The following is a 24,328-nucleotide window of genomic DNA, read 5'->3' on the forward strand; positions in this document are numbered from 1 at the left end:
ATGGTGTGTCAGTCGACATCAATGTGGCTGACACACCATCGCGAGCAAGCTCGCTCCCACAGGAAATACATTGCTCTGAAGTGAGCGACATCATCGACCACCTGCGTGAAGTAGTCGCTCCCAGACTGGACGCCTGCGGCCCAGCCGAAATGCGCGGCCTGCTCGACGCCCTGAACGGTCGTTTCGTCCCGGCCGGCCCCAGCGGCGCGCCGAGTCGTGGTCGTCTGGACGTACTGCCGACCGGGCGCAATTTCTATTCGGTGGACGTGCGTAACTTGCCGACCACCACCGCTTGGCGCATCGGTTTCCAATCGGCCAACCTGATTCTTGAACGGCACTTGCAGGATCACGGCGATCATTTGCGTCAGCTCGGCCTGTCGGTCTGGGGCACGGCGACCATGCGCACCGGCGGCGATGACATCGCCCAGGCCATGGCGCTGATGGGCGTGCGTCCGGTGTGGGCCACTGGCAGTCAGCGGGTTGATGACTTTGAAATTCTGCCGCTGAGCCTGCTCGACCGCCCGCGAGTAGATGTCACGTTGCGAGTCTCGGGTTTTTTCCGCGACGCCTTTGCCAATCTGATCCGTTTGTTTGATGCCGCCGTACAAGCCGTCGCCGCATTGGACGAGCCGGACGACCTCAATCCGTTGGCAGCCAAGGTCCGCGCCGAGCGAGAAGCGTTGCTGAAATCGGGGCTCGATGAAGAAGCTGCGAAGCGTCAGGCCGGTTGGCGGATCTTCGGCGCCAAACCCGGTGCCTATGGCGCGGGCGTGCAGGGCGCCATCGACGGTCGCCTGTGGCAGAGTCGTGAGGACCTGGCCGAGGTTTACCTGAATTGGGGCGGTTACGCTTATGGCGGTTCTGACGAAGGCACCGTGGCCCGCGAGCAGTTCGCCCAGCGTCTGAGCCAGGTGCAGGCCGTACTGCAAAATCAGGATAACCGCGAACACGACCTGCTGGATTCCAACGACTATTACCAGTTCCAGGGCGGTATGCTCGCGGCGGTGGAAAGCCTCAGCGGTGCAGCCGCGGCCAGCTACCACGGCGATCACAGCCAGCCTGACCTGCCGAAGATCCGCACACTCAAGGAAGAACTGAACCGGGTGATTCGCTCGCGGGCGGCCAATCCGAAGTGGCTCGACGGGGTCAAGCGTCACGGCTACAAAGGCGCGTTCGAAATGGCGGCGACGGTCGATAACCTGTTCGCCTTCGACGCCACCACGCAGTTGATCGACGATCACCAGTACGCGTTGCTGGCCGATGCCTACTTGCTCGACCCGAACACCCGGGATTTTGTCCGCGAGCACAATCCCCATGCCTTGCGCGATATGACCGAGCGCATGCTCGAAGCGCAACAGCGCGGAATGTGGAAAGAGCCGGGCGAGTACCGAGAGGCGCTGGAAAACCTGCTATTGGATATAGAAGAAGATGGCTGACCGCATCGCTGTTCATGACATCACCGACCATGACTGAGATAGAACAATGACCGACACCCCGCATTTCCCGCTCTCCGCCGTGGTCGGCGCCGACGATTTGAAGCTCGCCTTGTACCTGACCGCCATTGACCCGAAGATCGGCGGCGTGCTGATCGAAGGTCCGCGCGGCATGGCCAAGTCGACCCTGGCCCGAGGCTTGGCGGACTTGCTCGCCAGTGGTCAATTCGTCACTTTGCCCTTGGGCGCGACCGAAGAGCGTCTGGTCGGCACCCTCGACCTGGATGCGGCCCTGAGCGAAGGTCGTGCACAGTTTTCTCCCGGTGTGTTGGCCAAGGCTGACGGCGGCGTGCTCTACGTTGACGAAGTCAATCTGCTGCCCGACCACTTGGTCGATCTGCTGCTCGACGTCGCCGCCAGCGGCACCAATCTGGTGGAGCGCGATGGCATTTCCCATCGGCATTCGGCGAGGTTCGTGTTGATCGGCACCATGAACCCGGAAGAGGGCGAGTTGCGTCCGCAACTGCTCGACCGCTTTGGCTTGAACGTCGCGCTCAGCGGTCACACCCAACCCACTGAACGCGGCCAGATCATCCGTCGACGCCTGGATTTCGACAGCGATCCTCAAGGCTTCTGTGCCGAGTGGGAGAGCCAGCAAGCGAACCTGCGCGAGCGATGCCAGAAGGCGCGCAGCGCTTTAGCGACGATTCCCCTCGACGATGCTGCGCTGGCGCACATCACCGAGCGCTGTTTCGCCGCCGGGGTCGATGGCTTGCGTGCGGATCTGGTCTGGTTGCGTGCCGCACGTGCCCACGCTGCCTGGCGCGGGGCGAGCAGCATCGCCGAGGAAGATATCGACGCCGTTGCCGAGTTCGCCTTGCGCCATCGCCGTCGCGAACACACACCGCCCGCGCCGCAATCCTCACAAGCGCCGCAACAGACGGCTCCGCAAAACACCAACCCGAGCGAAGGTCAGGGCCAGTGGGGCGAAATGCCTGCTCAAGCGCTGCCGATCGGCGCCCGACGTGAAGTGCCGAGCTGGCCAAAAAAGCCCTAGGCATTCGCCCTCGATCTGACGCGGGGGCGAATGCCAGACCCCGCGCCGGACAGTTGGATCACGGCAAACAAGGCAAGCGTCACGCCGCCCGCAACGGCACGGTCAACTGGCCTGGCACGCTGCTCAACGGCCGGCCGCGTCAGCGCTCAGAGCTTCTGTTCCATCTGCGTACCCGTTCGCCCCATGAACTGTGGCTGGTGATCGTCGATGCCTCGGCCTCGACTCGCCGGCATCAGGCGTTGAGTGATGCCAAGGGCTTGCTCGCGCAGCTGTTCGATGATGCCTATCGACAACGCGCGCGCCTGGCCTTGCTGACGGCCAGCGGGCATGTGCCGAAGTGGCAGGTTCAAGGGTTGAAAGCGTCCCGTGGTTTGCGCCATTGGCTCGATGGCCTCGGCGCGGGTGGCGGCACGCCGTTGCTGGCAGCGTTGGGCGAAGCGGGGCGTTGGCTCACTGCGCGGCAAAAGCGTTTTCCGGCGGAGCAGCAACGGCTGCTGTTGCTTACCGATGGCCGATTGAAGGACTGGCAGGCGTTACCTGCTCTTGAGTGTCCGGGACTGCTGATCGACATCGAGCGCGGACCGATTCGACTCGGTCGCAGCAAGGTGTTGGCGGCGCAGTTGCAGTCCGACTATCGGCACATCGACGAACTGCTACCGGGCTGACGGGATCAGGCAGGATCGCTTCCCAGCACCACATTCAACGCACTGCGCGCATCATCGAGTTGCACCAGCGTCGCATGCCGCGCGCCAAGGGCATCGCGGTTCTCAATGGCGGTGAGAATCGCCTTGTGCCGTGGCAGGGCCAGTTCATGCAGGTTCGGTCGCTGGTTGGAATGCTTCAACGCTTCGGCGATCGCCACCGAAAGCATGTTGCACAGGTTGGCCAGCAAATCGTTGTGGGTCGCATCGGCGATGCGGCTGTGGAAGTCCAGGTCCGGTTGCAGCAAGGCTTCCGGCGTCGGTGCGGCTTCCATGCGTTGGTAGGCTTCGCCGATGGAGGCGATGTCGTCGTCGGTGGCAAATTGCGCAGCGAGGGCGGCGGCGGCCGGTTCGATGATGCTGCGCACGCTGGTCAACAGGCTGAAGAATTCATTCTGCGGGCTGCTTTGCATCAGCCAGTGCAGCACGTCCGGGTCGAGCATGTGCCATTCCCGACGCGGCTTGACCACGGTGCCGACCCGCGGACGAGAGTACACCAAACCCTTGGCGACCAGCACCCGCGTGGCTTCACGCAATACCGGCCGGCTGACGGCATATTCCTCACACAGCAGGGCTTCGGCGGGCAGTTTGTCGTCCGGCAGGAAACGTCCGGAGACGATCTGCATGCCCAATTCCTGGACGATGCGCGAGTGCATGCTTTTGCGGTCGGAGGGTTTGCGGTAATCCATGGGGCGCGACGCGGTCCTGTGCGATGGGGTGTCGCGCATGATAGCAGGCGCGGACGATAGGCGATTCAACCCTTGAAAAGATCGCAGCCTTGGTCCGCTTGCAGCACATGGTCGATGTACAGCTGACGATAACCGCCCACCAGCAATTGCTGCGGTGGTTGCAGGTCAGCCATGCGTGCTGCCAGTTCAGCGTCCGGAATGTCCAGGTGCAAACGGCCAGTGGCGCAATCGAGTTCGATCCAGTCGCCTTCCTTCACTGCCGCCAATGGCCCGCCAGCCGCCGCTTCCGGAGCCACGTGCAGAACAACGGTGCCGTACGCGGTGCCGCTCATGCGCGCATCGGAAATGCGCACCATGTCGGTCACGCCCTGGGCCAGCAGTTTGGCCGGCAGGCCCATGTTGCCGACTTCGGCCATGCCCGGATAACCCTTTGGCCCGCAGTTTTTCATCACCAGGATCGAGTTGGCATCCACATCCAGTTCCGGATCGTTGATCCGCGCCTTGTACATGTCGAAGTTCTCGAACACCACCGCACGGCCGCGATGCTGCATCAGTTCAGGTGTGGCGGCGGAAGGCTTGAGCACGGCACCGAGTGGCGCCAGGTTGCCGCGCAACACGCAGATGCCACCGTCAGCACGAATCGGATTGTCCAGGGTGCGGATCACTTCGTCTTCGCCATAGATCGGTGCGTCCTTGGTGTTCTCGCCAATGGATTTGCCGTTGACGGTCAAGGCGTTCGGGTTCGGAATCAGATTGGCTTCGCCGAGGCGACGCAACACCGCTGGCAAACCACCGGCGTAGTAGAACTCTTCCATCAGGAAGCGCCCGGAAGGTTGCAGGTCGACGATGGTCGGCATGCCGCGACCGATGCGGGTCCAGTCGTCCAGATCCAGCTCCACGCCGATGCGACCGGCGATGGCTTTCAAGTGGATCACGGCGTTGGTCGAACCGCCGATGGCAGCGTTGACGCGAATGGCGTTTTCGAAGGCTTCCTTGGTCAGGATCTTCGACAGCTTCAAGTCTTCGCGGACCATCTCAACGGCACGCATGCCGGACATGTGCGCCAACACGTAACGCCGCGCATCTACCGCTGGAATTGCCGCGTTGTGGGGCAGGGAAGTGCCGAGCGCTTCAGCCATGCAGGCCATGGTCGACGCCGTGCCCATGGTGTTGCAGGTGCCCGCCGAACGCGACATGCCGCCCTCGGCTGCCAAGAAATCATCGATGGTGATGGTGCCGGCCTTGACCTGTTCGCTGAGCTGCCAGACCACGGTGCCCGAACCGATGTCCTTGCCTTTGTGCTTGCCGTTGAGCATCGGCCCGCCGGTGACGACGATGGCCGGGACGTCGCAACTGGCCGCACCCATCAACAAGGCCGGGGTGGTTTTGTCGCAACCAGTCAGCAGCACAACACCGTCAATCGGGTTGCCGCGAATGGCTTCTTCCACGTCCATGCTCGCCAGGTTACGGGTGAGCATGGCGGTGGGGCGCAGGTTCGATTCGCCGTTGGAGAACACCGGGAATTCCACCGGAAAACCACCGGCCTCGATCACGCCGCGTTTGACGTGTTCCGCGATCTGGCGGAAATGCGCGTTGCACGGGGTCAGTTCCGACCAGGTGTTGCAGATGCCGATGATCGGCTTGCCGTGGAACTGGTGGTCGGCGATGCCCTGATTCTTCATCCAGCTGCGATACATGAAGCCGTTTTTGTCGGCAGTGCCAAACCATTGGGCGGAGCGCAGGGTGGGTTTCTTATCAGACATGATCGATTCTCTTATTGTATGACTATATTGTTCGAGCTGAAGCGTAACATAAGCTCAAATTCGGCGGTTTGGAAGTGTTGTTGGGTAATTAGTATTACTATATAGTCGTTTTCAGCGGAGGGATGGCCCTGACGGTTTACCGTGAGAGGCGTCTCCCGAGGTTCTATAAAAACAACAATCGGAGACCGATCTCATGAGCCAGGAACTGCGGCTTATTCGTCGCATCACGCTGAAACTGATTCCCTTCCTGATCCTGCTGTACCTGATCGCCTATGTGGATCGCTCCGCAGTGGGGTTCGCCAAATTGCACATGGGCGCCGACATCGGCCTCGGCGATGCGGCGTACGGTCTCGGCGCCGGGTTGTTCTTCATTGGCTACTTCCTGCTGGAAATCCCCAGCAACCTGATGCTCGACCGCTTCGGCGCACGACGCTGGTTCGCGCGGATCATGGTCACCTGGGGCGCCATCACCATCGGCATGGCCTTCGTCCAGGGGCCCAACAGCTTCTATCTGATGCGTTTCTTGCTCGGCGCCGCCGAGGCCGGGTTCTTCCCGGGCGTTCTGTACTACATCACCCAATGGTTCCCGGTGCGCCATCGCGGCAAGATCCTCGGGCTGTTCATCCTGTCCCAACCCATCGCCATGATGATCACCGGCCCGGTGTCCGGTGGCTTGCTGGGCATGGACGGCGTGCTCGGGCTGCACGGTTGGCAGTGGCTGTTCATCGTCATCGGCACCCCGGCGATCCTGCTGACCTGGCCGACGTTGCGTTACCTGCCAGACGGACCGCAACAAGTGAAATGGATGGATCAGACGGAGAAGGACTGGCTTGCCGGCGAGCTGAAAAAAGACCTGGAACAGTACGGCCAGACCCGTCACGGCAACCCGCTGCACGCTCTGAAGGACAAGCGCGTGTTGCTGCTGGCGTTGTTCTACCTGCCGGTGACCCTGAGCATTTATGGCCTGGGGCTCTGGCTGCCGACGCTGATCAAGCAGTTCGGTGGCAGCGACCTGGTAACCGGGTTCGTGTCATCGGTGCCGTACATCTTCGGGATCATCGGCCTGCTGATCATCCCGCGCAGTTCCGACCGTTTGAATGATCGCTACGGCCATCTGGCGGTGCTTTATGTACTGGGCGCCATCGGCCTGTTCCTCAGCGCCTGGCTGTCGGTGCCGGTGTTGCAACTGGCGGCGTTGTGCCTGGTGGCGTTCTCGCTGTTCTCCTGCACGGCGGTGTTCTGGACCTTGCCCGGTCGCTTCTTTGCCGGCGCCAGTGCGGCGGCGGGGATTGCCCTGATCAACTCGGTCGGCAACCTCGGCGGCTACATCGGCCCGTTCGTCATCGGCGCGCTCAAGGAATACACCGGCAACCTGGCTTCGGGGCTGTATTTCCTGTCCTGCGTAATGTTGTTCGGCCTGATTTTGACTGGCGTGGTTTACCGGTTGCTGGAGCGCAAGCATGTGTTGCCGGCAGATGAATTTGCGGCGAGTGCGCGTGGGGCGACTCGTACATGACCTCGAAATAAGCATCACCACCGACCCTGAGGGAGCGGGCTTGCCCGCGATGACGGAGGCACATTCACCATTGATGTGCCAGACAGATTGCTATCGCGGGCAAGCCCGCTCCCACAGGGATCTGCGATTGTTTTCGAAATTTGTACTCGGGAGAAAATCCATGCGTTTGGTTCAATTCGAATTGAGTAACGGCGAACGCCGCGTTGGCGTCGTCGAAGAAGGGCTGGTCCGCGAAGTGCAGGACGCACGCACCGTGCGTGACCTGGCCCTGGCGGCCATCGAAGCGGGCGTCGGCCTTGAGCAACAAGTCAAAGCCTTGGGCCTGGGCATCAGCCACGACTATGCCGATCTACTGGCGCAATTGCGCATCCTGCCACCGCTGGATCATCCGGACCCGGCGCACATGCTGGTCAGCGGCACCGGTTTGACCCACTTGGGCAGCGCTTCGGCCCGGGACAAAATGCACCAGCAGGCTGGCGACGAAGCGGCGATGACCGACACCATGCGCATTTTCAAATGGGGCGTGGAGGGCGGCAAACCGGCAGCGGGTCAGGCGGGTGTGCAACCGGAGTGGTTCTACAAAGGCGATGGCAGCATCGTCGTGCGTCCCGGCCAGCCGTTCCCGTTGCCGCCGTTTGCCGAAGATGCCGGTGAGGAGCCAGAGCTCAGCGGCCTGTACGTCATCGGCCAAGACGGCAAACCGTATCGCCTCGGTTTTGCCGTGGGCAACGAGTTCTCCGACCACGTCATGGAGCGCAAGAACTACCTGTATCTGGCCCACTCGAAACTGCGCAGTTGCAGCTACGGTCCGGAATTGCGCGTTGGTGAATTGCCGCAGCACCTGGCCGGCACCAGCCGCATTCTTCGCGACGGCGAAGTGCTGTGGCAGAACGAGTTCCTCAGCGGCGAGGCCAACATGTGCCACAGCCTGGCGAACCTGGAATTCCACCACTTCAAATACAGCCAGTTCCTGCGTCCGGGGGATGTGCACATTCACTTCTTCGGCACCGCGACCCTGTCGTTTGCCGATGGTATCCGCACGCAACCAGGCGATGTATTCGAGATCAGTCAGGCCGAATTCGGCGCGCCGTTGATCAACGGCATCAAGCCTGTGGAAGCCGCGTTCGAGCCCGGCACCGTCGGCACACTTTGAGGAGAAATGCATGACCCTGATTCTTGGCCACAACTACATCGGCGGCCAGCGCAGTGCGTTGGGCAGCGTCAAGCTACAAAGCGTCGATGCTGAAACCGGCGAGGCGTTGCCCCATGATTTTATCCAGGCCACCCCGGAGGAAGTGGACGCCGCCGCCAAGGCTGCCGCTGCAGCATTTCCGGCTTATCGCAGCCTGAGCGCCGAGCGTCGCGCGCAGTTTCTCGACGCGATTGCCGCTGAGCTGGATGCGTTGGGTGATGATTTCGTTTCGTTGGTCTGCCGCGAAACCGCGCTGCCAGCGGCGCGGATCATGGGTGAGCGCGGGCGCACCAGTGGCCAGATGCGTTTGTTCGCCAATGTGCTGCGTCGCGGCGATTTCTACGGTGCGCGTATCGATCAGGCATTGCCTGAACGGCAGCCGTTGCCGCGTCCTGATCTGCGCCAATACCGCATCGGTCTCGGGCCGGTAGCCGTGTTCGGTGCCAGCAACTTTCCCCTGGCATTTTCTACCGCGGGCGGCGACACCGCTGCGGCCCTGGCCGCCGGTTGCCCGGTGGTGTTCAAGGCCCACAGCGGCCACATGGCGACAGCCGAGCAAGTGGCCGATGCGATCATTCGCGCTGCGGAAAAAACCGCGATGCCGGCCGGTGTGTTCAACATGATCTACGGCGGCGGTGTCGGCGAAGCGCTGGTCAAGCATCCGGCGATTCAAGCGGTAGGGTTCACCGGTTCGCTCAAAGGTGGCCGCGCCCTTTGCGACATGGCTGCCGCGCGCCCGCAACCGATTCCGGTGTTCGCCGAGATGTCGAGCATCAACCCGGTGATCGTGCTGCCGCAGGCGCTGCAAGACCGCACGGAAACCATTGCCCGTGGCCTGTCGGCTTCGGTGGTTCAAGGCTGTGGTCAGTTCTGCACCAATCCCGGTCTGGTGATTGGCATCCGTTCGCCGCAGTTCAGCGCGTTCCTCACGTTGCTGGCCGACATGATGGCCGATCAACCGGCGCAAACCATGCTCAATGCCGGGACTTTGAGCAGCTACGGCAAAGGTCTGCAAAAACTCATCGATCATCCGGGCATCAAGCATTTGGCGGGCAATGCGCAGCAAGGTCGTCAGGCGCAACCGCAACTGTTCAAGGCTGATGTCAGCTTGTTGATCAATGGCGATGAAGTGCTGCAAGAGGAAGTGTTCGGGCCGACCACCGTCGTCGTTGAAGTGGCGGATCAGGCGCAACTGAGCGCTGCGTTGAACGGTCTGCACGGTCAATTGACGGCGACGATCATCGGCGAGCAGGCGGACTTCCAACAGTTCAGCGAACTGACGGCGTTGCTGGAGCAGAAAGTCGGGCGAATCCTGCTCAATGGTTATCCGACCGGTGTCGAAGTATGTGATTCGATGGTGCATGGCGGGCCGTATCCGGCGACGTCGGATGCGCGCGGTACGTCGGTGGGCACCTTGGCCATCGACCGTTTCCTGCGTCCGGTGTGCTTCCAGAACTACTCGGACAGCCTGCTGCCAGATGCGTTGAAGAACGGTAATCCGTTGCGCATTCAGCGGCTGGTGGATGGCAAGCCGACGCGCGAGGCTCTCTAACAACCCACACCCCCGTAGGAGCTGCCGAAGGCTGCGATCTTTTGATTTTGATCTTAAAAAGCAAAATCAAAAGATCGTCCGATCGCGGCCCGAGCCTTCGGCAGCTCCTACAGGGGAGAGTAGGGAACATTGAGCTATCATTGCGTCTTTCCCATTCAAAGATTGACTGCCATGACTGCCCCAACCGACACCTTGCTCAACGCCCTCGAACACTGCGGAATGGTGGAAATCGACGGGCTGCATGCCTTCGAATTCTCCCTCGATGAGTTCGATAACCTGCACATTGAATGCATGGATGGCCGTGCGGCCAAACACTGGGAGTTCACCCCGGCGCAGATCCAGGCCGCTACCTTCGACACAACTCTACAAAGCTGGTTGATTACGGGTGATTCAGGCGAACACCGACTGGTGTGCCTGGGCGACGTGATCAGCGGCGACAACGAAGATGATGACCAGGACGATGCGTAATCTCTGGCCACTGCTGATAGCCGGCAGCATCGGCGCGATGGGCGTTCAAGCCGCTTGCGCCGATGACTATCAACTGCTCGTAGGTTCGTACACCGCCGGGCAAAGCCAAGGCATCTATCGCCTGAACTTCGACAGCGCCACCGGGCAGATCAACGCCAAGCCGTTGCAAGTGATCAAAAACGAAAACCCGTCCTGGCTGACCCTTTCCAAAGATCAGCGACAGCTGTTCGTGGTCAACGAAAACGGCCCGGGCCAGACCGATCCGGTAGGGCGCGTCAGCAGCTACGCCATCGACCCCAAGACCCATGAACTGACCCTGATCAATCAAGTGCAGAGCCTGGGCAACGAGCCGACGCATTCGAGCCTCAGCACGGACTCCAGCCATCTATTCGTCAGTAATTACTCGGTGGCCGAAGATCCGGGCGGAACCCTGGCGGTGCTGCCGATCGGCGCCGATGGCGCGCTCAAACCAGTGGTGCAGATGAGCAGCCATCCGTCCAGCCGGGTCAATCCCGAACGGCAGATGTCGGCGCATGTGCATTCGACGGTCCCTTCGCCGGATGGCAAGTTCGTGTTCTCCAATGACTTGGGCGCGGACAAGGTGTTTGTCTACCATTTCGACCCCAAGGCCAATCCCGACCTGCCGCTGACTCCCGCCACACCGGCATTTGTCCCATTGCCACCCGGCAGCGGTCCGCGCCATCTGCTGTTCAGCGCCGATGGCAAACACGCCTGGCTGACCATGGAAATGAGTGCCCAGGTGGCCGCATTCGATTACCGCGACGGTAAGCTTGAGCAGACGCAAATGGTCGAACTGGCTGCCGGCCAGCCCGTGTCCGACAAAGCGGCTGCCGCGTCGCACACTTCAGCCGACGGCAAATTCCTGTACGTGAGCAACCGCGGCACCGCCAATCAGTTGCTGGTATTCGCCATCGATCCGGCGACGGGGCATCTCAAGGAGCTGCAACGCAGAGCGGTGGAGGGCGATCATCCGCGTGAGTTCAGCCTCGATCCGAGTGGCAAGTTCGTGTTGATCGCCAACCAGAAAAGCAACCAGATTGTCGTCGTCGAGCGCGATGCCAAGACCGGTCTGCTGGGCAAAACCGTGCAAAAACTGCCGATGGATGCGCCGAGCGACTTGAAGTTTCTGCTGCGACAATAGACCGCAGGCCCCGGTTTTCGGGGCCTGCGCCTTTCTATCAATGAGGCTGATATTTGGTAATGCTACAAAGCATTTCAAGGCTTCGTTCCTCGAAGGTTAAGTTTGCTTCACGGCCCCACCGGGCAAGCAAGCCAACTGACTTCGAGGAATACCCACATGAACATCAATCTCTTCTCCGTAATCGCCGCTTCCGCCATCTCCGCCACTGTTGCCTTGCCAGCCAGTGCCAACGTTGAAATCAGTGACAAAAAATCCCACACCCAGAGCTACACCCAGAAATACCTGCAACAGAGCGCCAACTTCTACGCCGCGCTCGATCACAAAGCCCAACACTGAAAGTTACTCCCTGCACCCTTTGTGCAGGAGCGAAGTCACTTGCCGATCGAGTCTTGATGTCTCGCAAAGCGTTGAAGTGATGTCGCTCCTGCATAACGTGTTTGCGACAACATCAAATTGGCATCAAGGTATTGCTTGATATCACATGGCCACCGGTTTAAATTTGACGCGGATTTATTGACTCCTTCTCAAGAAAAGGACCGACAATATGGCGATGCGTCTGGCCGTGGTGCTGCTGTTCCTCTATTCCACTCCAATCCTGTCGGCTGCAGAGCCAATTTCCGGCGAACCTGACGCTGCCCGCGAGCGCATGATTAGTTTTATCGAAGACTGAAATAGTCTCGCTCAATGATCAACGAAGTTGATATTCGCTATAGATGAGACTCGTTGGTTCTCGGGGCTGTTTTGAATGATTCTGTGGACTCTGAAACATGTCCACGGAGTTCATCATGGCCCATGCAATCATCACTTCTGCCAAACGCGGCGCCTATGTGGCTATCGGTCTTTACCTGGTCATGGTGCTGGTCATCAGTCTTTCGCCGCAGTCGCAACAAACCTTCGAAGCGCCGATCCAAGTCGCCCATCCTGGCATCCAGTTTGAACACCGCGCCCAACAAGCGATGGTCGATCAGGCTGATCTCGCAGGAGTCGGCGGAGCATGAACAGATGCAAACTTTTGGTGATCGCCTTCCTGGCATTCATCACCAATGGATTTTCCTTGCTGGGGATCGGGCAAGGTTCGATAGGCGGTGTGGCACGGGCCATCGAGGCCAACCACAACATCGCGCGCAGCATCGAGACCGGCAAGGCCATGGGGATGCTGGCCGGTAACCCGCCGGTCGAACCTGAAAGCGGGTTTTTCGGGCCGTTCGAAGTGGATTGCTCGGTGATTGGAATGTGTGAAGTGTTGGCGTAATGCCTACTTCTTCATCACCGATGTGAACAACTCTGACTCCAGAAACCGCTGCAACCAGGCCTGTAAACGCCGATGGGGCGTCTGCGCGAACCACTCGCGATCGACATGGGCGAATTGCCGTATGAACGGCATCAGCGCCACATCGGCCAGGCTTGGATGGTCGGCCAGCAAGTACTCACGTCCTTGCAGTAACTCATCGAGCTTGCGCAAGAACGCTTCGCCCTCGGCGCGATAAACCTCCATGGGTTGCTCCGGATAGCGTTCGGCGTACTTGTAGCGGTTCAAATGCACCTTGAAGGCCTGATCGTTCTCTTCGATCAGCGCGGTGATTTGCGCTTGTCCTTGCGGATCATCCTTGAGCAACCAGTCCTGCGGATCGTTCTGCGCCACGGCCCAGCGCATGATTTCCAGGCTTTCATCGATGACCTGGTCACCCGTATTCAGCACCGGCACCGTGCCCTTGCTCGACAACGCGAGCATCTCGGCGGGTTTGGCCTTGAGGCTGACTTCAACAATGTCCACGGCAACCTCCGCGTAACGCAAGGCCATGCGCGCCCGCATGGCGTACGGGCAGCGGCGGAACGAGTACAGCGTGATCATTTCACCTCCAGCGTGCTCAGGCCGTTGCCCTGGCGACGAACCTGAATCTGCACCGGAATCCGCTCGTGCATTTCCTGTACGTGGGAAATCACCGCGACCTTTCGCCCCTGCGCCTGCAAGCCGTCGAGGGCGTCCATCGCCAGTTGCAGGGATTCCGGGTCGAGGCTGCCGAAGCCTTCGTCGATGAACAGCGATTCGATTTTCAGCGTGCTCGACGCCATCGATGCCAGGCCCAGCGCCAGCGCCAGCGACACCAGGAAGGTTTCGCCACCGGACAGCGAATGCACCGAACGCAGTTCGTCGCCCATCTCGGTGTCCATCACCAGCAAACCGAGCATGCTGCCGCCACGCTTGAGGCGATAACGGCGCACCAGTTGCCGCAACTGGACGTTGGCGTGGTGCACCAACAGGTCGAGGTTGTAGGCCTGGGCGATCTTGCGGAAGGTGTCGCCGGTGGCGGAACCGATCAACGCATTCAGGCGCGCCCAGCGCTGGAACTCGGCGTAGGCGTCGGCAATTTTTTGCGCCAGGGCCTGATTGGCATTCTGTCGGCGCTGGTCTTCGGCCTGTTCGGCACGCAGTTCGGCGCAGAGATGCTCACTGACGGCGTACTGGTTTTGCAATTCGGCGAGAGCGCTGTCGAGTTGTTCGGCGTCGAGATTGCCGTTGTGCTGCGCTTGATGATCGAGCAAAACCTTGTCGCGCTCCTGCACCAGGACGCTGGTCTGTTCGACGGCTTTTTCGGCGTGCTGCAAGCGTTGGCGCAACTCGCTGACATGAACGTCGTCGATCCGCAGCAGGTCTTCGAGGCCACCGTCATCCAGTTCCGGATGGCGGGCGCGCCAGTCAGCGATTTTGCCGCAAAGATCACGTTCCTCGTTTTCCAGTGCTTGCAACCGTTCTTGCTGTGACTTGAGCTCGGCGGTGATTTGCACCTGTTGCGTGAGTACGCCTTGCAGTGTCTGGGCGGTTGTGGTTTCCGCACCGCGCGCGGTTTCCACCGCCTGTTCCAGTTGCTGTTGCCAATGCTCGGCGCTGTCGTGTGAGCCGAGCAACTGCGCGAGTGTTTGCTGGCTCGCCTGTTGTTGTTCAGCCAGCGCGTTGAACTGCTGCTCGGCGACTTGCCGTTGCTGGAGGCGGGCTTGCTGCCGGTCCTGTTCCTTCTCTAGGATTTGCTGGCGTTGTTGCTGTTCGGCCAGCTCTTCCTTCTGCTGATCGAGTTGCGCCAGACGCTCGGCGATTTGCCGGTCGAGCTGCATGAAGGTCGCAGCCGGCTCAATGCGCAATGCCTCCAGCGTCTCGGCGGGCAGCAGGCTGGCGAATGCGTTGAGTTCTTCGTCCAGGCGCGCACGGTCGCTGCCGAGTTCGCGCTGCTGGTTGTCCAGGTGCTGGGCTGCTTGCTGGTGCGCGGTTTCGGCGTGGCGCAGTTGCTGAGTCAGGCGAGCCGCATCCTTTTGCAGGGTGAGCAGGGCGGTTTGCCGTTGCTCATCCTGGCTGATGCTCTGATTCAACTGGCTGTTTTGCTGAGCGAGCCAGGCATCGCGTTTATCGGCGCCCTGATTCAGCAATGCGGCGGCCAGCGGGTGCGCTTCAAGGCTTGGCGCCAGGGCTTGTTGCTGAGTCGCCAGTTGCTCCTGCTGTTGCAACAACTCCTTTTGCTGAGCGATCAAACCACCGACTTCTGCACGCAGGTCAGTGAGCTTTTCCTTGAGCAGATCGACGGCTTTCTGCGCGTTGGCCTGTTCGCTTTCGTCATGGCGGCCAAGGCTTTGCAACAGTGCCTCGGGCTGATGATACGGATGCTCGTTGCTGCCGCAGACCGGGCACGGCTGATCATCCTGCAACTGTGCGCGCAACTCCTCGACGCTGGCACTGCGCGCCAGCCGTTGGCGTTCCAGCAGTTCGCGGGTGACGCTGAGGGTTTGCTCGGCGACGCTCAGTTCAGCCTTGGTTTTTACCCCGTCCTGAGTCAGCCGCTCGCGTTCCTGTTGCGCGTTGAGCTGGCGCTGTTGCAACTCGGCGCCGCGCTTGTCCAGTTCCTGTTGGCTGGCCCACAACCGCGTCAGGTCTTCGATGGCGCGCAGTTGCTTGCGGTTGTCCTGCAACAGGCTGCCGAGAATACCGATCTGTTCGGCAACGGCATCCGGTTCGGCGCCGGCTTCCTTGAACAGCACTTCCAGCTGCTGTTTCTGCGTCGTGAGTTCCTGTGCCGTGCGCGTGGCGTTTTGTTCGAGGCTGGCCAGTTCGGCCTGGCCTTTATTCAGTCGATTGCCGATCAACATCAGCTGTTGCAGGCGATCGCGGTAGGCATTCCAGGCGTCGCTCAACGGCGCCAGATGCACGCTTTGCTCCAGTTCGGTGGCGATGCGCTGCAAGTGCCCGGCGACTTGGGTTTGCTGATCGAGCAGGTTTTGAATCGTGCTCTGGCCTTGGGCGCAGGCCTGTTCGGCACTGTGCTTTGCTTCGGCACTGAGGGCTGTGTCTTTGGCCAGGCGGGCGAGGGTGCTTTGTGCTTCGAAGGCCTGACGCAACAACGGCGCAGCGTCGGTTTGTTGCTGTTGCGCTTCGCCCAAGGCGACGCGCGCAGCGCTGATTTGTTGCTCCAGTTCAGTCTGACTCTGGCCAAGTTCGGCCTGTTGCCGGGTTTGTTCGGCAATCAACGCCGCCAACGGTGACAGCAACGCGTCGACCTCGGCCTTGCGGGCGAACTGATGCCGTTGCGGCGCCAGTTGCTCCAGACGAGTCAGCTTCAGGCGCTCGCCGTCGAGGCTTTGCCAATGGGCCTGTGCCGATTGCAGTTGCTCGGTGGCGCTGTGCTGCGCGTCCTGTAGCTGGCGCAACTCCTTGAGCCAGGTGTGCTGCAATTCCAGCTGCTTGAGTTGCGCCTGCTGGAGTTTCAGCTGTTGTTGCGCCGCATTGAAGCGCTCATCCAGTTCCGCCCGGGCTTCGGGCGCCAACGGCGTGACACCACTGGCCTGATCCTGCAACAGCTTGTGGGCTTCGCGAGCTTCTTTGGTCTTGTCGAAGGCTCGACGGCCGAGACGGGTGTAGAGCGCGGTGTCGGTGAGTTTTTCCAGCAGTTCGCTGCGGTCGTTGTCATCGGCCTTGAGAAAGGCGCTGAACTCGCTTTGCGCCAACAGCACGGCGCGGGTGAACTGTTCGAAGTTCAGCCCCAGCGCGGCTTCGAGCTGAGCCTTGTATTCACCTTTCTGGCTGGCCAGCAGTTGATCCTGATCGATATCGCGCAGGCTCTGGCGACTGGCTTGCAACTTGCCACCGGCCTTTTCCCGGGCGCGATTGGCTTCCCAGCGTGCGCGGTAACGGCGACCGTCGACGCCGACGAAATCGACTTCCGCATAGCCTTCGCCGGTGCCGCGACGCAGCAGGGTGCGCGGGTCGCCGGTGCCGATTTCGCCATCGGCGTCCGGCACCTTGGCGTCGCGCCCGGTGTTGTTCAGTCGCGGTACGGCGCCGAACAGCGCCAGGCACAAGGCGTCGAGCAGGGTGCTTTTACCGGCGCCAGTGGGGCCGGTGATGGCGAACAGTCCGGCGCTGGCCAGCGGTTCGGCGGTGAAGTCGATTTCAAAAGGCCCGGCCAGCGAGGCGAGGTTTTTCAGGCGGATCGCGAGAATCTTCATGGCTGTTCGCTCTCCAGCTGTACGTCTTGCAGCAGCTCGGCAAAGTCCTTGAGGGTTTGCTCGTCGACCTCGCTGCCGTAGTTGTCCTGCCAGGCGCGGCTGAACAGTTCCTGAGGCGTGAGCTGGTCCAGTTCGATCAACGCGACACCGTCCTCGGCGCCTTCGCGACTGCCGTTGCCGGCGTATTCGGCGGCGATACGCACCAGACGCACGGCTTTGCCTTGCAGGGCGGTTTCCACTTGATTGCGCAGGTCGGGTTGCGGCTCGTCGAGACGTACCCGCACTTCCAGCCAGGGCTGGCGCTGGTAGTCGGCCAACAGGTCGATGTTCGGCAAATCGGCCAGTTGCAGCAGGGTCTCAGCCAAAGGTGCCGGGCCGATGCGTTGCAGATTGACTGCACGCGGGATCAGTTTTGACTCGACGCTGATCAGGGTTTCGCCATCGAGCTTGATGTCGAGAATCTGGTGCTGATAGCCGATTTCGGAGAACGACAAAGGAATGGGCGAGCCGCTGTAGCGGATGCGTTCTTCGCCGTTGACCTTCTGCGGTTTGTGCAAATGACCGAGGGCGACGTAACTGATGCTCGGCCCGAACAGGCTGGCGGGCAGGGCTTCGGCGTTACCGATGATCAGGCTGCGTTCCGAGTCTTCCGACACCGAACCGCCGGCCATGTGCGCATGGCTGATGGCGATCAGCGCCTGGCCCTTCTTGCGCTTGGCGTTGGCCGCCTCGATCAGCCACTCATGAACCTGGCCAATGCCGCGCAGGTAGTTGTCGCCCAAATGCGCACCCGTGACTTCGGCCGGGCGCAGGAACGGCAACGCCAGGCACCAGGCGACGGTTTTACCTTTTGCGTTCGGCAGCGGTAACAGCAAGCGTTCGGCGTCGAGTTGCCCGTCGTCCAGCCACAACACCCGGCCCAATGCATGGGTGCGCAAACGGCGCATCAATGGCGCGGGCAGTTCAATGCGCGAGCCGGAATCGTGGTTGCCGGCAATCATCACGATGGTCAGCAACGGTTGCTGCTCGTGGGCGCTGACGATGAAGTCGTACAGGCGTTCCTGGGCTTTGACCGGCGGGTTGACCGTGTCGAAGATATCGCCGGCGATCAACAGCACATCCGGCTGGTCCAGTTTGAGCTGGCGCAGCAGCCAGTCGAGAAAACAACCGTGCTCGAAATCGCGATCCTGGCCGTGCAGGTTCTGCCCGAGGTGCCAGTCGGAGGTGTGAAACAGACGCAAGGCGAACTCCGCTACATAAAGGTGATGGCCGCGAGAACAAATGACGGCGGCGAAAGGGGAGAGAGTTTACTGGCAAACGACTGTGGTTGCTGAACGACCCTAAAAGATCGCAGCCTTCGGCAGCTCCTACAAGGTGTAAGCCGATCCATTGTAGGAGCTGCCGAAGGCTGCGATCTTTTGACTTATTTGGGATAAAGCGGCGGTAAGCCACTGTCGCCGACCGGGTCCTGGACGCGTTCGGCGATCGGGATCGTGCGGATCGCCCGCCACAGCTCTTCACCTTGCCAGTGCTGGCCGGTTTCGCTGTACAGCGCGCCGTTCAAGCCATCGAGGGCGTCGGACAGGGGGACGAAGCGTGCGGCCATGTCGGCCAGGGTTTCCGGTTGCTGCCGGGCCCAGGCGTCGAGGGCCTGGCGCGTGGCGTGGGAGTCGTTGGCCTGGCAGGCGCGCTTGAGTTCGTCGAGCACGGTGCGCGGGCTCGGGCCGGTTTGCGCGGCGCGCAGGATTGCCGGCTGCCAGCGTGCTCGCCACCACAGGCCGAAGCCCAGCAGGGTGGTGCACGCCAGGATCAGCGTGCTGAGCTTCCAGCGCCAAAGCGATTCGCTGTCGGCGGCGGCGTTGAGTTGTGAAGTGCCGGCCGGGGTATCGACCATCAGACTCGGGTTGGCCGCCACTTGCAGGGTTCTGGCGGGCAGGCTGCTGTGTTCCAGATGGTCTTCGAAAGTGTTCCACCAGACCACTTCGACCGACGGCAATTCGATCGAGCCGCTTCGGGAAGGCACCAACGCTTCGCGATCTTCGCGGCTGCCGACCAGGCCACGCTCGCTGTTCTGATTGCCCAGCACCGGTTGGTCCGGATAGCGGCGCAAGCCACTGGCTTCGGTGCCGGGCAGCGGCGGCAGTTGCGAACTGGCGAGACCTTCGACCTGCACCGTCAGGCTGCGGGTCAGTGAATCACCGACCTGAACGTGCTCCGGCTCCGGGTTCCAGGTCTCGCTGAGCGTCAGGCTGCGCGCCGGTAGCCAAGGCAGGTCAGCGGGGTAAGTGATGGGTTTGGGCTTGACCGTCAGCAGCAGTTCGCCGGAGCTGACACGCATCAGCTTGCCGGACTTTGGCGCCTGCGATGCGTTGTCCTGCGCGGGTTGTGCGTCCACCAGCGCGGCGTTGAAAATCTGCCCGGGAATGATCAGTTCACCGCTGTGCTGAGGGTAGATGGCGTAACGCATTTCGATCACGCCGTGACGCACGCCATTGATGTCTTTCTCGTAGGTGCGCGAGTCGCCCAGTTGTTCGATGCGGGCGTCGGGGATTTGCAGCGGTGGCAGGCTGCTGTCGTCGTACAGCGACACCGAATGGTAGATGCGCAGGGTCAGGATCGCCTGGGCCTGCACGTACACGCTGGTTTGATCGAGGCTGGCGTCGATGAATACCGCGGCCTGTTTGTTGGGGTTTTCCTGGGTTTCGCTCTCGACCACTTGCACGGTGATCGGCTGGCTCTGGATATCGCCCAGTTTCAGCGACGGGATCACCACGCTGCCGTTGTGCAGCGGCAGCAGGGTGACGATCCAGCGGGTGGTGGCGCGGTTGTCGCCGTTCAGCGTGTTCAACTGGTTGACCTGGCGGGTGCCACGGACTTCGAACAGTGGCTCCAGCGGCGCCAGGTCAGGCTTGCCGAACTGCGTCACGTCGTTGGATTCCAGGGTCAGTTCGATCGTTTCGCCGGAGTTCAGGCGTGTGCGGTCGACACTGGCGACCAGCTCCGCAGCGTGGACCTGGAAGGTGCACAGCAATGTGGCGAACATGAAGGCGGTGAAGCGGGTCATCGAGTTTTTCCCTGATCCTGATGTTGTTGCTGTTCGTACCAGAATTTGCGTCGGAGCAATTCCCCCGGATCATCCGGAATCTGCCGCAGCCATTGCTCCAGTGCCTGCTGCTGTTCGCCCTCGATGCTGTCGCCGACCGGGCGCATGGGGGGCGTGGTGTGTTGTTCGTCGCCCAGTTCGCTGCCCGGGACTTCATTGGCGCCGGGGCGCGGCGGGGTTGTCGACGGTTCGCCAGCTTCGTGGCTGGCCTGTTGGTCGGCGGCTTTCGGTTCGCCGGCAGTCGACGGTTGCGCCGCATCGCCCGGCGGTGGTTCCTGTTCCGACGGCTTGGTGGTTTCGTCGGCGGTCTTGTCCGCTTCGGTAGCGGGTGGCGCGGCTTTCTGCTTGAGCAGATTTTCCACCAGCGCCTTGTTGGTCAACGCCGGGCGCAAGTCCGGTTGGCGTTCCAGTGCCTGTTCGTACGCATCCAGCGCGGCCTCCAGCTCACCACTTTTGGCCAGGGCATTGCCACGATTGTAGTGGGCGTGGGCATCGTTGCCTTCGGCGAACCGCTGGGCGGCAGCGCTGTAATCGCCGGCTTCGTACAGGGCCACGCCTTGCCACTGGTGATCTTCGAAGTGCTGCGCGGCCTCGGCCGGGCGGTCCTGCTTGAGCAGGTGCAGGCCTTGTTGGTCGGGGCGCAACCACAGGTCCTGGAACTCGAAGGCATAGCTCGGTTGTGGCAGCGCCAGCAGCAGCGGCAGGCACAACAACCAGCCGCGACGACCGGCGCAGGCTGCCAGCAACAACAGCGGCAACAGAAGCCAGTAACCCTGGTCGGCCCAAGTGTCGAGGCGCAGGGTCTGATCGTCGTTGCGCAGATGGCGCGGGCCGTCGAGCAGGCCGAGGCCGCGCAGATCGCTGTCGGTCAGGCGTGCGTGGCGATAGCGTCCATCCAGATCATTGGCGAAGGCTTTGAGGCCGGGCTCGTCCAGATGCGGCACCAGAATCGCGCCCTGTTCATCCTTGAGGAAACTGCCGTCCTCCTGAGTGATCGGCGAGCCTTCGGCGGTGCCGATGCCGAGCATCAGGAACTGGGTCGATTTGTCGCTCAGTGCGCGACGAATGCCTTGGCGTTCCTGATCCGTCAGCGACGAACCGATCAGCAGGATCCGGCCGTCGCCCAGTGCCGCTTGCTCCAGCAGGGCCAAGGCCTTGATCACCGCCAGATCCGCGCGATGGCCGGCTTCGGGCATCAGCGACGGCTTGAGCGCATCGAGCAGATTGCGGCTGGTGGCCAGGTCGTCCGACAGTGGTACCAACGTGTGGGCGCTGCCGGCATAGACCACGATTGCGGTCTGCGCATCGCTGCGAATTTGCAGCAAATCGAAGAGTTTGCGCCGGGCCTGTTCCAGGCGATTGGGCTGAACGTCGGTGGCGAGCATTTCCGGGGTCAGCTCCAGAATGACCACCAAGGGGTCGGCAGGCTTCTGGCTGATTTGCTCGACACGCTCCCAGCTCGGCCCCAGCAACGCGAGAATGGTCAGCAGCCACGCCACACCCAGCGCCACCCAAGGCAGTTTGCTGTCACGACCGCTGCCGCCGCGCAGCAGCGTCGCATGAAAGGCGGGCGGCAGAATCATCTGCCAGCGCCCGGCGCGTTTCTGCCGATGCCAGAGTTGCCACAGCAACCAGCCCAGCAGAGGCAATAACAGCAGCCAAAAAGGGCGGAACCAGAAGGGCCAGAGTTCGCTCATCGGCGTCTCCGCAGACGCAGGCGCTTGAGACGCTGGCGCCAGTCAGGCATTTGCGATTGCAAAAACAGATCCTTGGTAAACAGACGCTGCAACGGGTTGTCCGGCCAAAGTACACGGGCAACCAGCAACATGCTCAGCAATAGCGCCATTGCCAATGGCCAGTGATACAACGCCCGGGCCGGACGGGCCTGGGTCGGTTGCTGAGTCACCGGTTCCAGCTGGTCGAGGGTGTCCTTGATCGCTTGCAGTTCCTTGCCGTCGCGCGCGCGGAAATACTGGCCGCCAGTGGCGTCGGCGATTGCCTGCAAGGCCGGTTCGTCGAGGTCCAGGCTTGGATTGATGCCAAGAAAACCCAGAGAACCGGTTTGCTCCGGATCGGCACCAATGCCGATCGGGTAGATTTTCACGCCTTCCTTGGCCGCCAGGCGCGCGGCGGTCAGCGGGTCGATTTCGCCACCGTTGTTGGCACCGTCAGTCACCAGAATCAGCACGCGACTCTGCGCCGGGCGCTGTCGCAAGCGCTTGAGGCCCAGGCCAATCGCATCGCCAATGGCGGTGTTCTTGCCGGCGATGCCGATGCGCGCTTCGTCAAGCCAGACGCGCACGGTGTGCCGGTCGAAGGTCAGCGGCGCTTGCAGGTAGGCCTGGCTGCCGAACAGGATCAGACCGACCCGATCACCCTCGCGGCTTTCGAGGAAATCACCGAGCAGATTCTGCACCAGCGCCAGGCGGCTGACGTCTTCGCCTTGCCACTGCATGTCGGGGAAATCCATTGAGCCGGACACGTCCACCGCCACCAGCAGATCGCGGCCACTGGCGGCAATCGGCAAGGGTTCGCCGAGCCATTGCGGGCGTGCGGCGGCAGTCAGCAGCATCAGCCACAGCAGCAGGAACGGTGCCTGTTGGCGCCAGGCTGGCAGGTTGGCCCGGGCGCGACGCCGGGCCAGGCCTTCGAGGTCGCTGAGAAAACTGACCTTGAGCGCCGGTTCGCCACTGTCGGCCACCGGCAGCACGAGGCGCATCAGCCACGGCAACGGCAACAGGACGAAGATCCACGGCCAGGCGAACTCAAACATGTTTGCGAATCCAGGTATCGACCGCCTGGGTCAGGCCGGCAATCGCCTTGTCGTCGAGTTTGCATTCGGGTTTGTAGGCGCCTTCGACCAGCACCATCCAGCGCGTCAGGCCGGCTGCCGGGCAGCGGTTGTCGAGGAAAGCCAGCCATTTGCGTCCGTTGAGGGTGTGGCTCTGGCTGTACGGGTAATGGTTGCGGCACAGGCGCTTGAGCAGACCATTGAGCTGTTGCAGCCACGCGCCGGCGGGGGCACCGTCGTAGGGCTTGGGCATCAATGCCAGCTCCGCCAGCGCAGCGACGCGCGCCGGGTCCAGCGGTTGTTCGGCGCGCACGATACGGCGTTTCTGCGGGATGAAACGCCGCAATTTCCACAGGCCAAAGCCGATGACAGGCAGCAGCAACAGCAGCAACCACCAGCCCGGCGCCGGCGGCCAGAAGGCGATCGGAGGCGGAGAGATCAGCGGTTGCAATTGCTCGAGGCCGCTCATCGAGTTTTCCCCGGTTTCTGCGGGTTCAGGTAATCGCGCAATTGCTCGACCATCTCGCTCTGGGTGCTCAAGGGAATCAGCAGCACTCGCAGCTTCTGTGCGAGCAATTCCCAACGGGCTACCCGAGCTTCAGCCTGGGCGCGATAAGTCTGGCGCAGGTCGTAATTGAGCGTGTCGAGTTCCAGTTGCGCACCGCGCTCGGCGAAACGCAGCAGGCCGGCGGCGGGCAGCGCATGATCGAGCGGGTCGGACACCGGCAACAGCAACAGATCGCAATGCCGTGACAACAGGCTCAACTGCTGCTCGGCACTTTCCGTGAGGGCGCGTTCGTCGCAGATCACAAACACCAGACTGCCCGGACGCGACACCTCGCGGGCGCGACGCAGGGCGATACCGAAGGCGTCGCGGTCCGGCTCGCTTTCGCTGTGCAGCGACTGATTGACCCGTACCAGACGGTTGAGCAATTGCAGCAGGCTCTGTTTGCTGCGCCGCGGTTTGATTTCGTAGTGCTCGTTGTCGCCGAATACCAGCCCGCCGACCCGATCGTTGTGCCCAAGCGCAGCCCAACCGATCAGGCTCGCGGCCTGGGCGGCCAGTACCGATTTGAACATCAGTCCCGAACCGAAAAACAGCCGACGGCTTTGCTCGACCATGATGAAAATCGGCCGTTCGCGTTCTTCATGGAACAGCTTGGTGTGCGGCTCCTGGGTCCGCGCGGTGACACGCCAGTCGATGGTGCGCACGTCGTCGCCGGCCTGATAAACCCGCACCTGATCGAAATCCACACCACGGCCACGCAGCTTGGAGTGGTGCAGGCCGATCAGCGGGCTGCGCTGGCTCGGCGTGGAAAACAGCTGCACTTCACGCACGCGGTGGCGCATCTCGATCAGCTCGGCGAGCGTGATGCGGATGCCCGGTTCGGGCGGGAGATTGGCGTTCATC

Annotated in this window: 22 protein-coding genes; 12 read left to right on the forward strand and 10 right to left on the reverse strand. The window is 61.7% G+C overall.

Features of this window, described 5'->3' with window-relative positions:
• From ACM110_RS04505 to ACM110_RS04515, 3 genes are all read left to right on the forward strand, one after another.
• The coding region (locus ACM110_RS04505) for a cobaltochelatase subunit CobN (protein WP_416126773.1) at nt 1–1,436 on the forward strand (1,436 nt) is incomplete at its 5' end.
• A gap of 46 nt (nt 1,437–1,482) precedes the next feature.
• On the forward strand, nt 1,483–2,490 hold the full coding sequence (locus ACM110_RS04510; RefSeq protein ID WP_416126774.1) for an ATP-binding protein: 1,008 nt from the start codon (nt 1,483–1,485) through the stop codon (nt 2,488–2,490).
• A 119-nt stretch (nt 2,491–2,609) separates the two neighbouring features.
• Nucleotides 2,610–3,155, forward strand: coding sequence for a vWA domain-containing protein (locus ACM110_RS04515; RefSeq protein ID WP_416127031.1), 546 nt, complete (start codon nt 2,610–2,612; stop codon nt 3,153–3,155).
• 5 nt (nt 3,156–3,160) lie between these two features.
• Here the strand turns inward: ACM110_RS04515 and ACM110_RS04520 are convergent, their stop codons facing one another.
• Both ACM110_RS04520 and ACM110_RS04525 read right to left on the reverse strand, forming a co-directional pair.
• Nucleotides 3,161–3,880, reverse strand: coding sequence for a FadR/GntR family transcriptional regulator (locus ACM110_RS04520; RefSeq protein ID WP_416126775.1), 720 nt, complete (start codon nt 3,878–3,880; stop codon nt 3,161–3,163).
• A 65-nt stretch (nt 3,881–3,945) separates the two neighbouring features.
• Nucleotides 3,946–5,643 carry an IlvD/Edd family dehydratase gene (locus tag ACM110_RS04525; protein WP_416126776.1) on the reverse strand — a complete coding sequence of 566 codons (1,698 nt, stop codon included), beginning with the start codon at nt 5,641–5,643 and terminating at the stop codon, nt 3,946–3,948.
• A gap of 193 nt (nt 5,644–5,836) precedes the next feature.
• Here ACM110_RS04525 and ACM110_RS04530 point away from each other — a divergent pair, with 193 nt between their 5' ends.
• From ACM110_RS04530 to ACM110_RS04570, 9 genes are all read left to right on the forward strand, one after another.
• On the forward strand, nt 5,837–7,159 hold the full coding sequence (locus ACM110_RS04530) for an MFS transporter (RefSeq protein ID WP_416126777.1): 1,323 nt from the start codon (nt 5,837–5,839) through the stop codon (nt 7,157–7,159).
• A gap of 160 nt (nt 7,160–7,319) precedes the next feature.
• Nucleotides 7,320–8,312, forward strand: coding sequence for an AraD1 family protein (gene araD1 / locus ACM110_RS04535; protein ID WP_416126778.1), 993 nt, complete (start codon nt 7,320–7,322; stop codon nt 8,310–8,312).
• A 10-nt stretch (nt 8,313–8,322) separates the two neighbouring features.
• The gene (locus ACM110_RS04540; protein ID WP_416126779.1) at nt 8,323–9,903 is read left to right on the forward strand and encodes an aldehyde dehydrogenase (NADP(+)); all 1,581 of its coding nucleotides are present in this window, start codon (nt 8,323–8,325) and stop codon (nt 9,901–9,903) included.
• Between the two features lie 171 nt (nt 9,904–10,074).
• A complete protein-coding gene (locus ACM110_RS04545) occupies nt 10,075–10,371 on the forward strand; it encodes a DUF5629 family protein (protein ID WP_416126780.1) in 297 nt (98 codons plus the stop codon).
• Nucleotides 10,364–11,533 (forward strand): lactonase family protein, encoded by a 1,170-nt coding sequence (locus ACM110_RS04550; RefSeq protein ID WP_416126781.1) that lies wholly within the window; start codon nt 10,364–10,366, stop codon nt 11,531–11,533. Before ACM110_RS04545 ends, ACM110_RS04550 begins: the two co-directional genes overlap by 8 nt.
• Before the next feature lie 156 nt (nt 11,534–11,689).
• Complete coding sequence (locus ACM110_RS04555) at nt 11,690–11,869, forward strand: hypothetical protein (protein ID WP_416126782.1); 180 nt, start codon at nt 11,690–11,692, stop codon at nt 11,867–11,869.
• Between the two features lie 208 nt (nt 11,870–12,077).
• Complete coding sequence (locus tag ACM110_RS04560) at nt 12,078–12,203, forward strand: hypothetical protein (protein WP_256590244.1); 126 nt, start codon at nt 12,078–12,080, stop codon at nt 12,201–12,203.
• 115 nt (nt 12,204–12,318) lie between these two features.
• Nucleotides 12,319–12,531, forward strand: a complete 213-nt coding sequence (locus ACM110_RS04565) for a hypothetical protein (RefSeq protein ID WP_338586505.1) — start codon at nt 12,319–12,321, stop codon at nt 12,529–12,531.
• Nucleotides 12,528–12,785 (forward strand): hypothetical protein, encoded by a 258-nt coding sequence (locus ACM110_RS04570; protein WP_338580630.1) that lies wholly within the window; start codon nt 12,528–12,530, stop codon nt 12,783–12,785. The genes ACM110_RS04565 and ACM110_RS04570 overlap by 4 nt, the downstream gene beginning before the upstream one ends.
• Nucleotides 12,786–12,788: 3 nt before the next feature.
• Here ACM110_RS04570 and ACM110_RS04575 read toward each other — a convergent pair whose 3' ends face one another.
• From ACM110_RS04575 to ACM110_RS04610, 8 genes are all read right to left on the reverse strand, one after another.
• Nucleotides 12,789–13,385 carry a glutathione S-transferase gene (locus ACM110_RS04575; RefSeq protein ID WP_416126783.1) on the reverse strand — a complete coding sequence of 199 codons (597 nt, stop codon included), beginning with the start codon at nt 13,383–13,385 and terminating at the stop codon, nt 12,789–12,791.
• A complete protein-coding gene (locus ACM110_RS04580) occupies nt 13,382–17,023 on the reverse strand; it encodes an AAA family ATPase (protein WP_416126784.1) in 3,642 nt (1,213 codons plus the stop codon). Before ACM110_RS04580 ends, ACM110_RS04575 begins: the two co-directional genes overlap by 4 nt.
• On the reverse strand, nt 17,020–18,264 hold the full coding sequence (locus tag ACM110_RS04585; RefSeq protein ID WP_416126785.1) for an exonuclease SbcCD subunit D C-terminal domain-containing protein: 1,245 nt from the start codon (nt 18,262–18,264) through the stop codon (nt 17,020–17,022). The genes ACM110_RS04580 and ACM110_RS04585 overlap by 4 nt, the downstream gene beginning before the upstream one ends.
• A gap of 182 nt (nt 18,265–18,446) precedes the next feature.
• On the reverse strand, nt 18,447–20,087 hold the full coding sequence (locus ACM110_RS04590; RefSeq protein ID WP_416126786.1) for a BatD family protein: 1,641 nt from the start codon (nt 20,085–20,087) through the stop codon (nt 18,447–18,449).
• Entirely contained in the window at nt 20,084–21,823 is a 1,740-nt protein-coding gene (locus ACM110_RS04595; RefSeq protein WP_416126787.1) for a tetratricopeptide repeat protein, read from the reverse strand. Before ACM110_RS04595 ends, ACM110_RS04590 begins: the two co-directional genes overlap by 4 nt.
• On the reverse strand, nt 21,820–22,899 hold the full coding sequence (locus tag ACM110_RS04600; protein ID WP_416126788.1) for a vWA domain-containing protein: 1,080 nt from the start codon (nt 22,897–22,899) through the stop codon (nt 21,820–21,822). Before ACM110_RS04600 ends, ACM110_RS04595 begins: the two co-directional genes overlap by 4 nt.
• Nucleotides 22,892–23,386 carry a DUF4381 domain-containing protein gene (locus ACM110_RS04605; RefSeq protein ID WP_416126789.1) on the reverse strand — a complete coding sequence of 165 codons (495 nt, stop codon included), beginning with the start codon at nt 23,384–23,386 and terminating at the stop codon, nt 22,892–22,894. Before ACM110_RS04605 ends, ACM110_RS04600 begins: the two co-directional genes overlap by 8 nt.
• Nucleotides 23,383–24,327 carry a DUF58 domain-containing protein gene (locus ACM110_RS04610; protein ID WP_416126790.1) on the reverse strand — a complete coding sequence of 315 codons (945 nt, stop codon included), beginning with the start codon at nt 24,325–24,327 and terminating at the stop codon, nt 23,383–23,385. The genes ACM110_RS04605 and ACM110_RS04610 overlap by 4 nt, the downstream gene beginning before the upstream one ends.
• Between the last annotated feature and the right edge of the window lies 1 nt (nt 24,328).

The organism is Pseudomonas sp. NFX98 (assembly GCF_047784845.1).
In the GTDB taxonomy this organism is placed as follows: domain Bacteria; phylum Pseudomonadota; class Gammaproteobacteria; order Pseudomonadales; family Pseudomonadaceae; genus Aquipseudomonas.

Bases quoted from the DNA above. Each gene is read 5' to 3' on its own strand.
- ACM110_RS04550 (WP_416126781.1), top strand. From the start codon at position 10,364: ATGCGTAATCTCTGGCCACTGCTGATAGCCGGCAGCATCGGCGCGATG.
- ACM110_RS04570 (WP_338580630.1), top strand. From the start codon at position 12,528: ATGAACAGATGCAAACTTTTGGTGATCGCCTTCCTGGCATTCATCACC.
- ACM110_RS04545 (WP_416126780.1), top strand. From the start codon at position 10,075: ATGACTGCCCCAACCGACACCTTGCTCAACGCCCTCGAACACTGCGGA.
- araD1 (WP_416126778.1), top strand. From the start codon at position 7,320: ATGCGTTTGGTTCAATTCGAATTGAGTAACGGCGAACGCCGCGTTGGC.
- ACM110_RS04560 (WP_256590244.1), top strand. From the start codon at position 12,078: ATGGCGATGCGTCTGGCCGTGGTGCTGCTGTTCCTCTATTCCACTCCA.
- ACM110_RS04565 (WP_338586505.1), top strand. From the start codon at position 12,319: ATGGCCCATGCAATCATCACTTCTGCCAAACGCGGCGCCTATGTGGCT.
- ACM110_RS04525 (WP_416126776.1), bottom strand. From the start codon at position 5,643: ATGTCTGATAAGAAACCCACCCTGCGCTCCGCCCAATGGTTTGGCACT.
- ACM110_RS04520 (WP_416126775.1), bottom strand. From the start codon at position 3,880: ATGGATTACCGCAAACCCTCCGACCGCAAAAGCATGCACTCGCGCATC.
- ACM110_RS04540 (WP_416126779.1), top strand. From the start codon at position 8,323: ATGACCCTGATTCTTGGCCACAACTACATCGGCGGCCAGCGCAGTGCG.
- ACM110_RS04575 (WP_416126783.1), bottom strand. From the start codon at position 13,385: ATGATCACGCTGTACTCGTTCCGCCGCTGCCCGTACGCCATGCGGGCG.
- ACM110_RS04600 (WP_416126788.1), bottom strand. From the start codon at position 22,899: ATGTTTGAGTTCGCCTGGCCGTGGATCTTCGTCCTGTTGCCGTTGCCG.
- ACM110_RS04555 (WP_416126782.1), top strand. From the start codon at position 11,690: ATGAACATCAATCTCTTCTCCGTAATCGCCGCTTCCGCCATCTCCGCC.
- ACM110_RS04530 (WP_416126777.1), top strand. From the start codon at position 5,837: ATGAGCCAGGAACTGCGGCTTATTCGTCGCATCACGCTGAAACTGATT.
- ACM110_RS04595 (WP_416126787.1), bottom strand. From the start codon at position 21,823: ATGAGCGAACTCTGGCCCTTCTGGTTCCGCCCTTTTTGGCTGCTGTTA.
- ACM110_RS04590 (WP_416126786.1), bottom strand. From the start codon at position 20,087: ATGACCCGCTTCACCGCCTTCATGTTCGCCACATTGCTGTGCACCTTC.
- ACM110_RS04605 (WP_416126789.1), bottom strand. From the start codon at position 23,386: ATGAGCGGCCTCGAGCAATTGCAACCGCTGATCTCTCCGCCTCCGATC.
- ACM110_RS04580 (WP_416126784.1), bottom strand. From the start codon at position 17,023: ATGAAGATTCTCGCGATCCGCCTGAAAAACCTCGCCTCGCTGGCCGGG.
- ACM110_RS04510 (WP_416126774.1), top strand. From the start codon at position 1,483: ATGACCGACACCCCGCATTTCCCGCTCTCCGCCGTGGTCGGCGCCGAC.
- ACM110_RS04610 (WP_416126790.1), bottom strand. From the start codon at position 24,327: ATGAACGCCAATCTCCCGCCCGAACCGGGCATCCGCATCACGCTCGCC.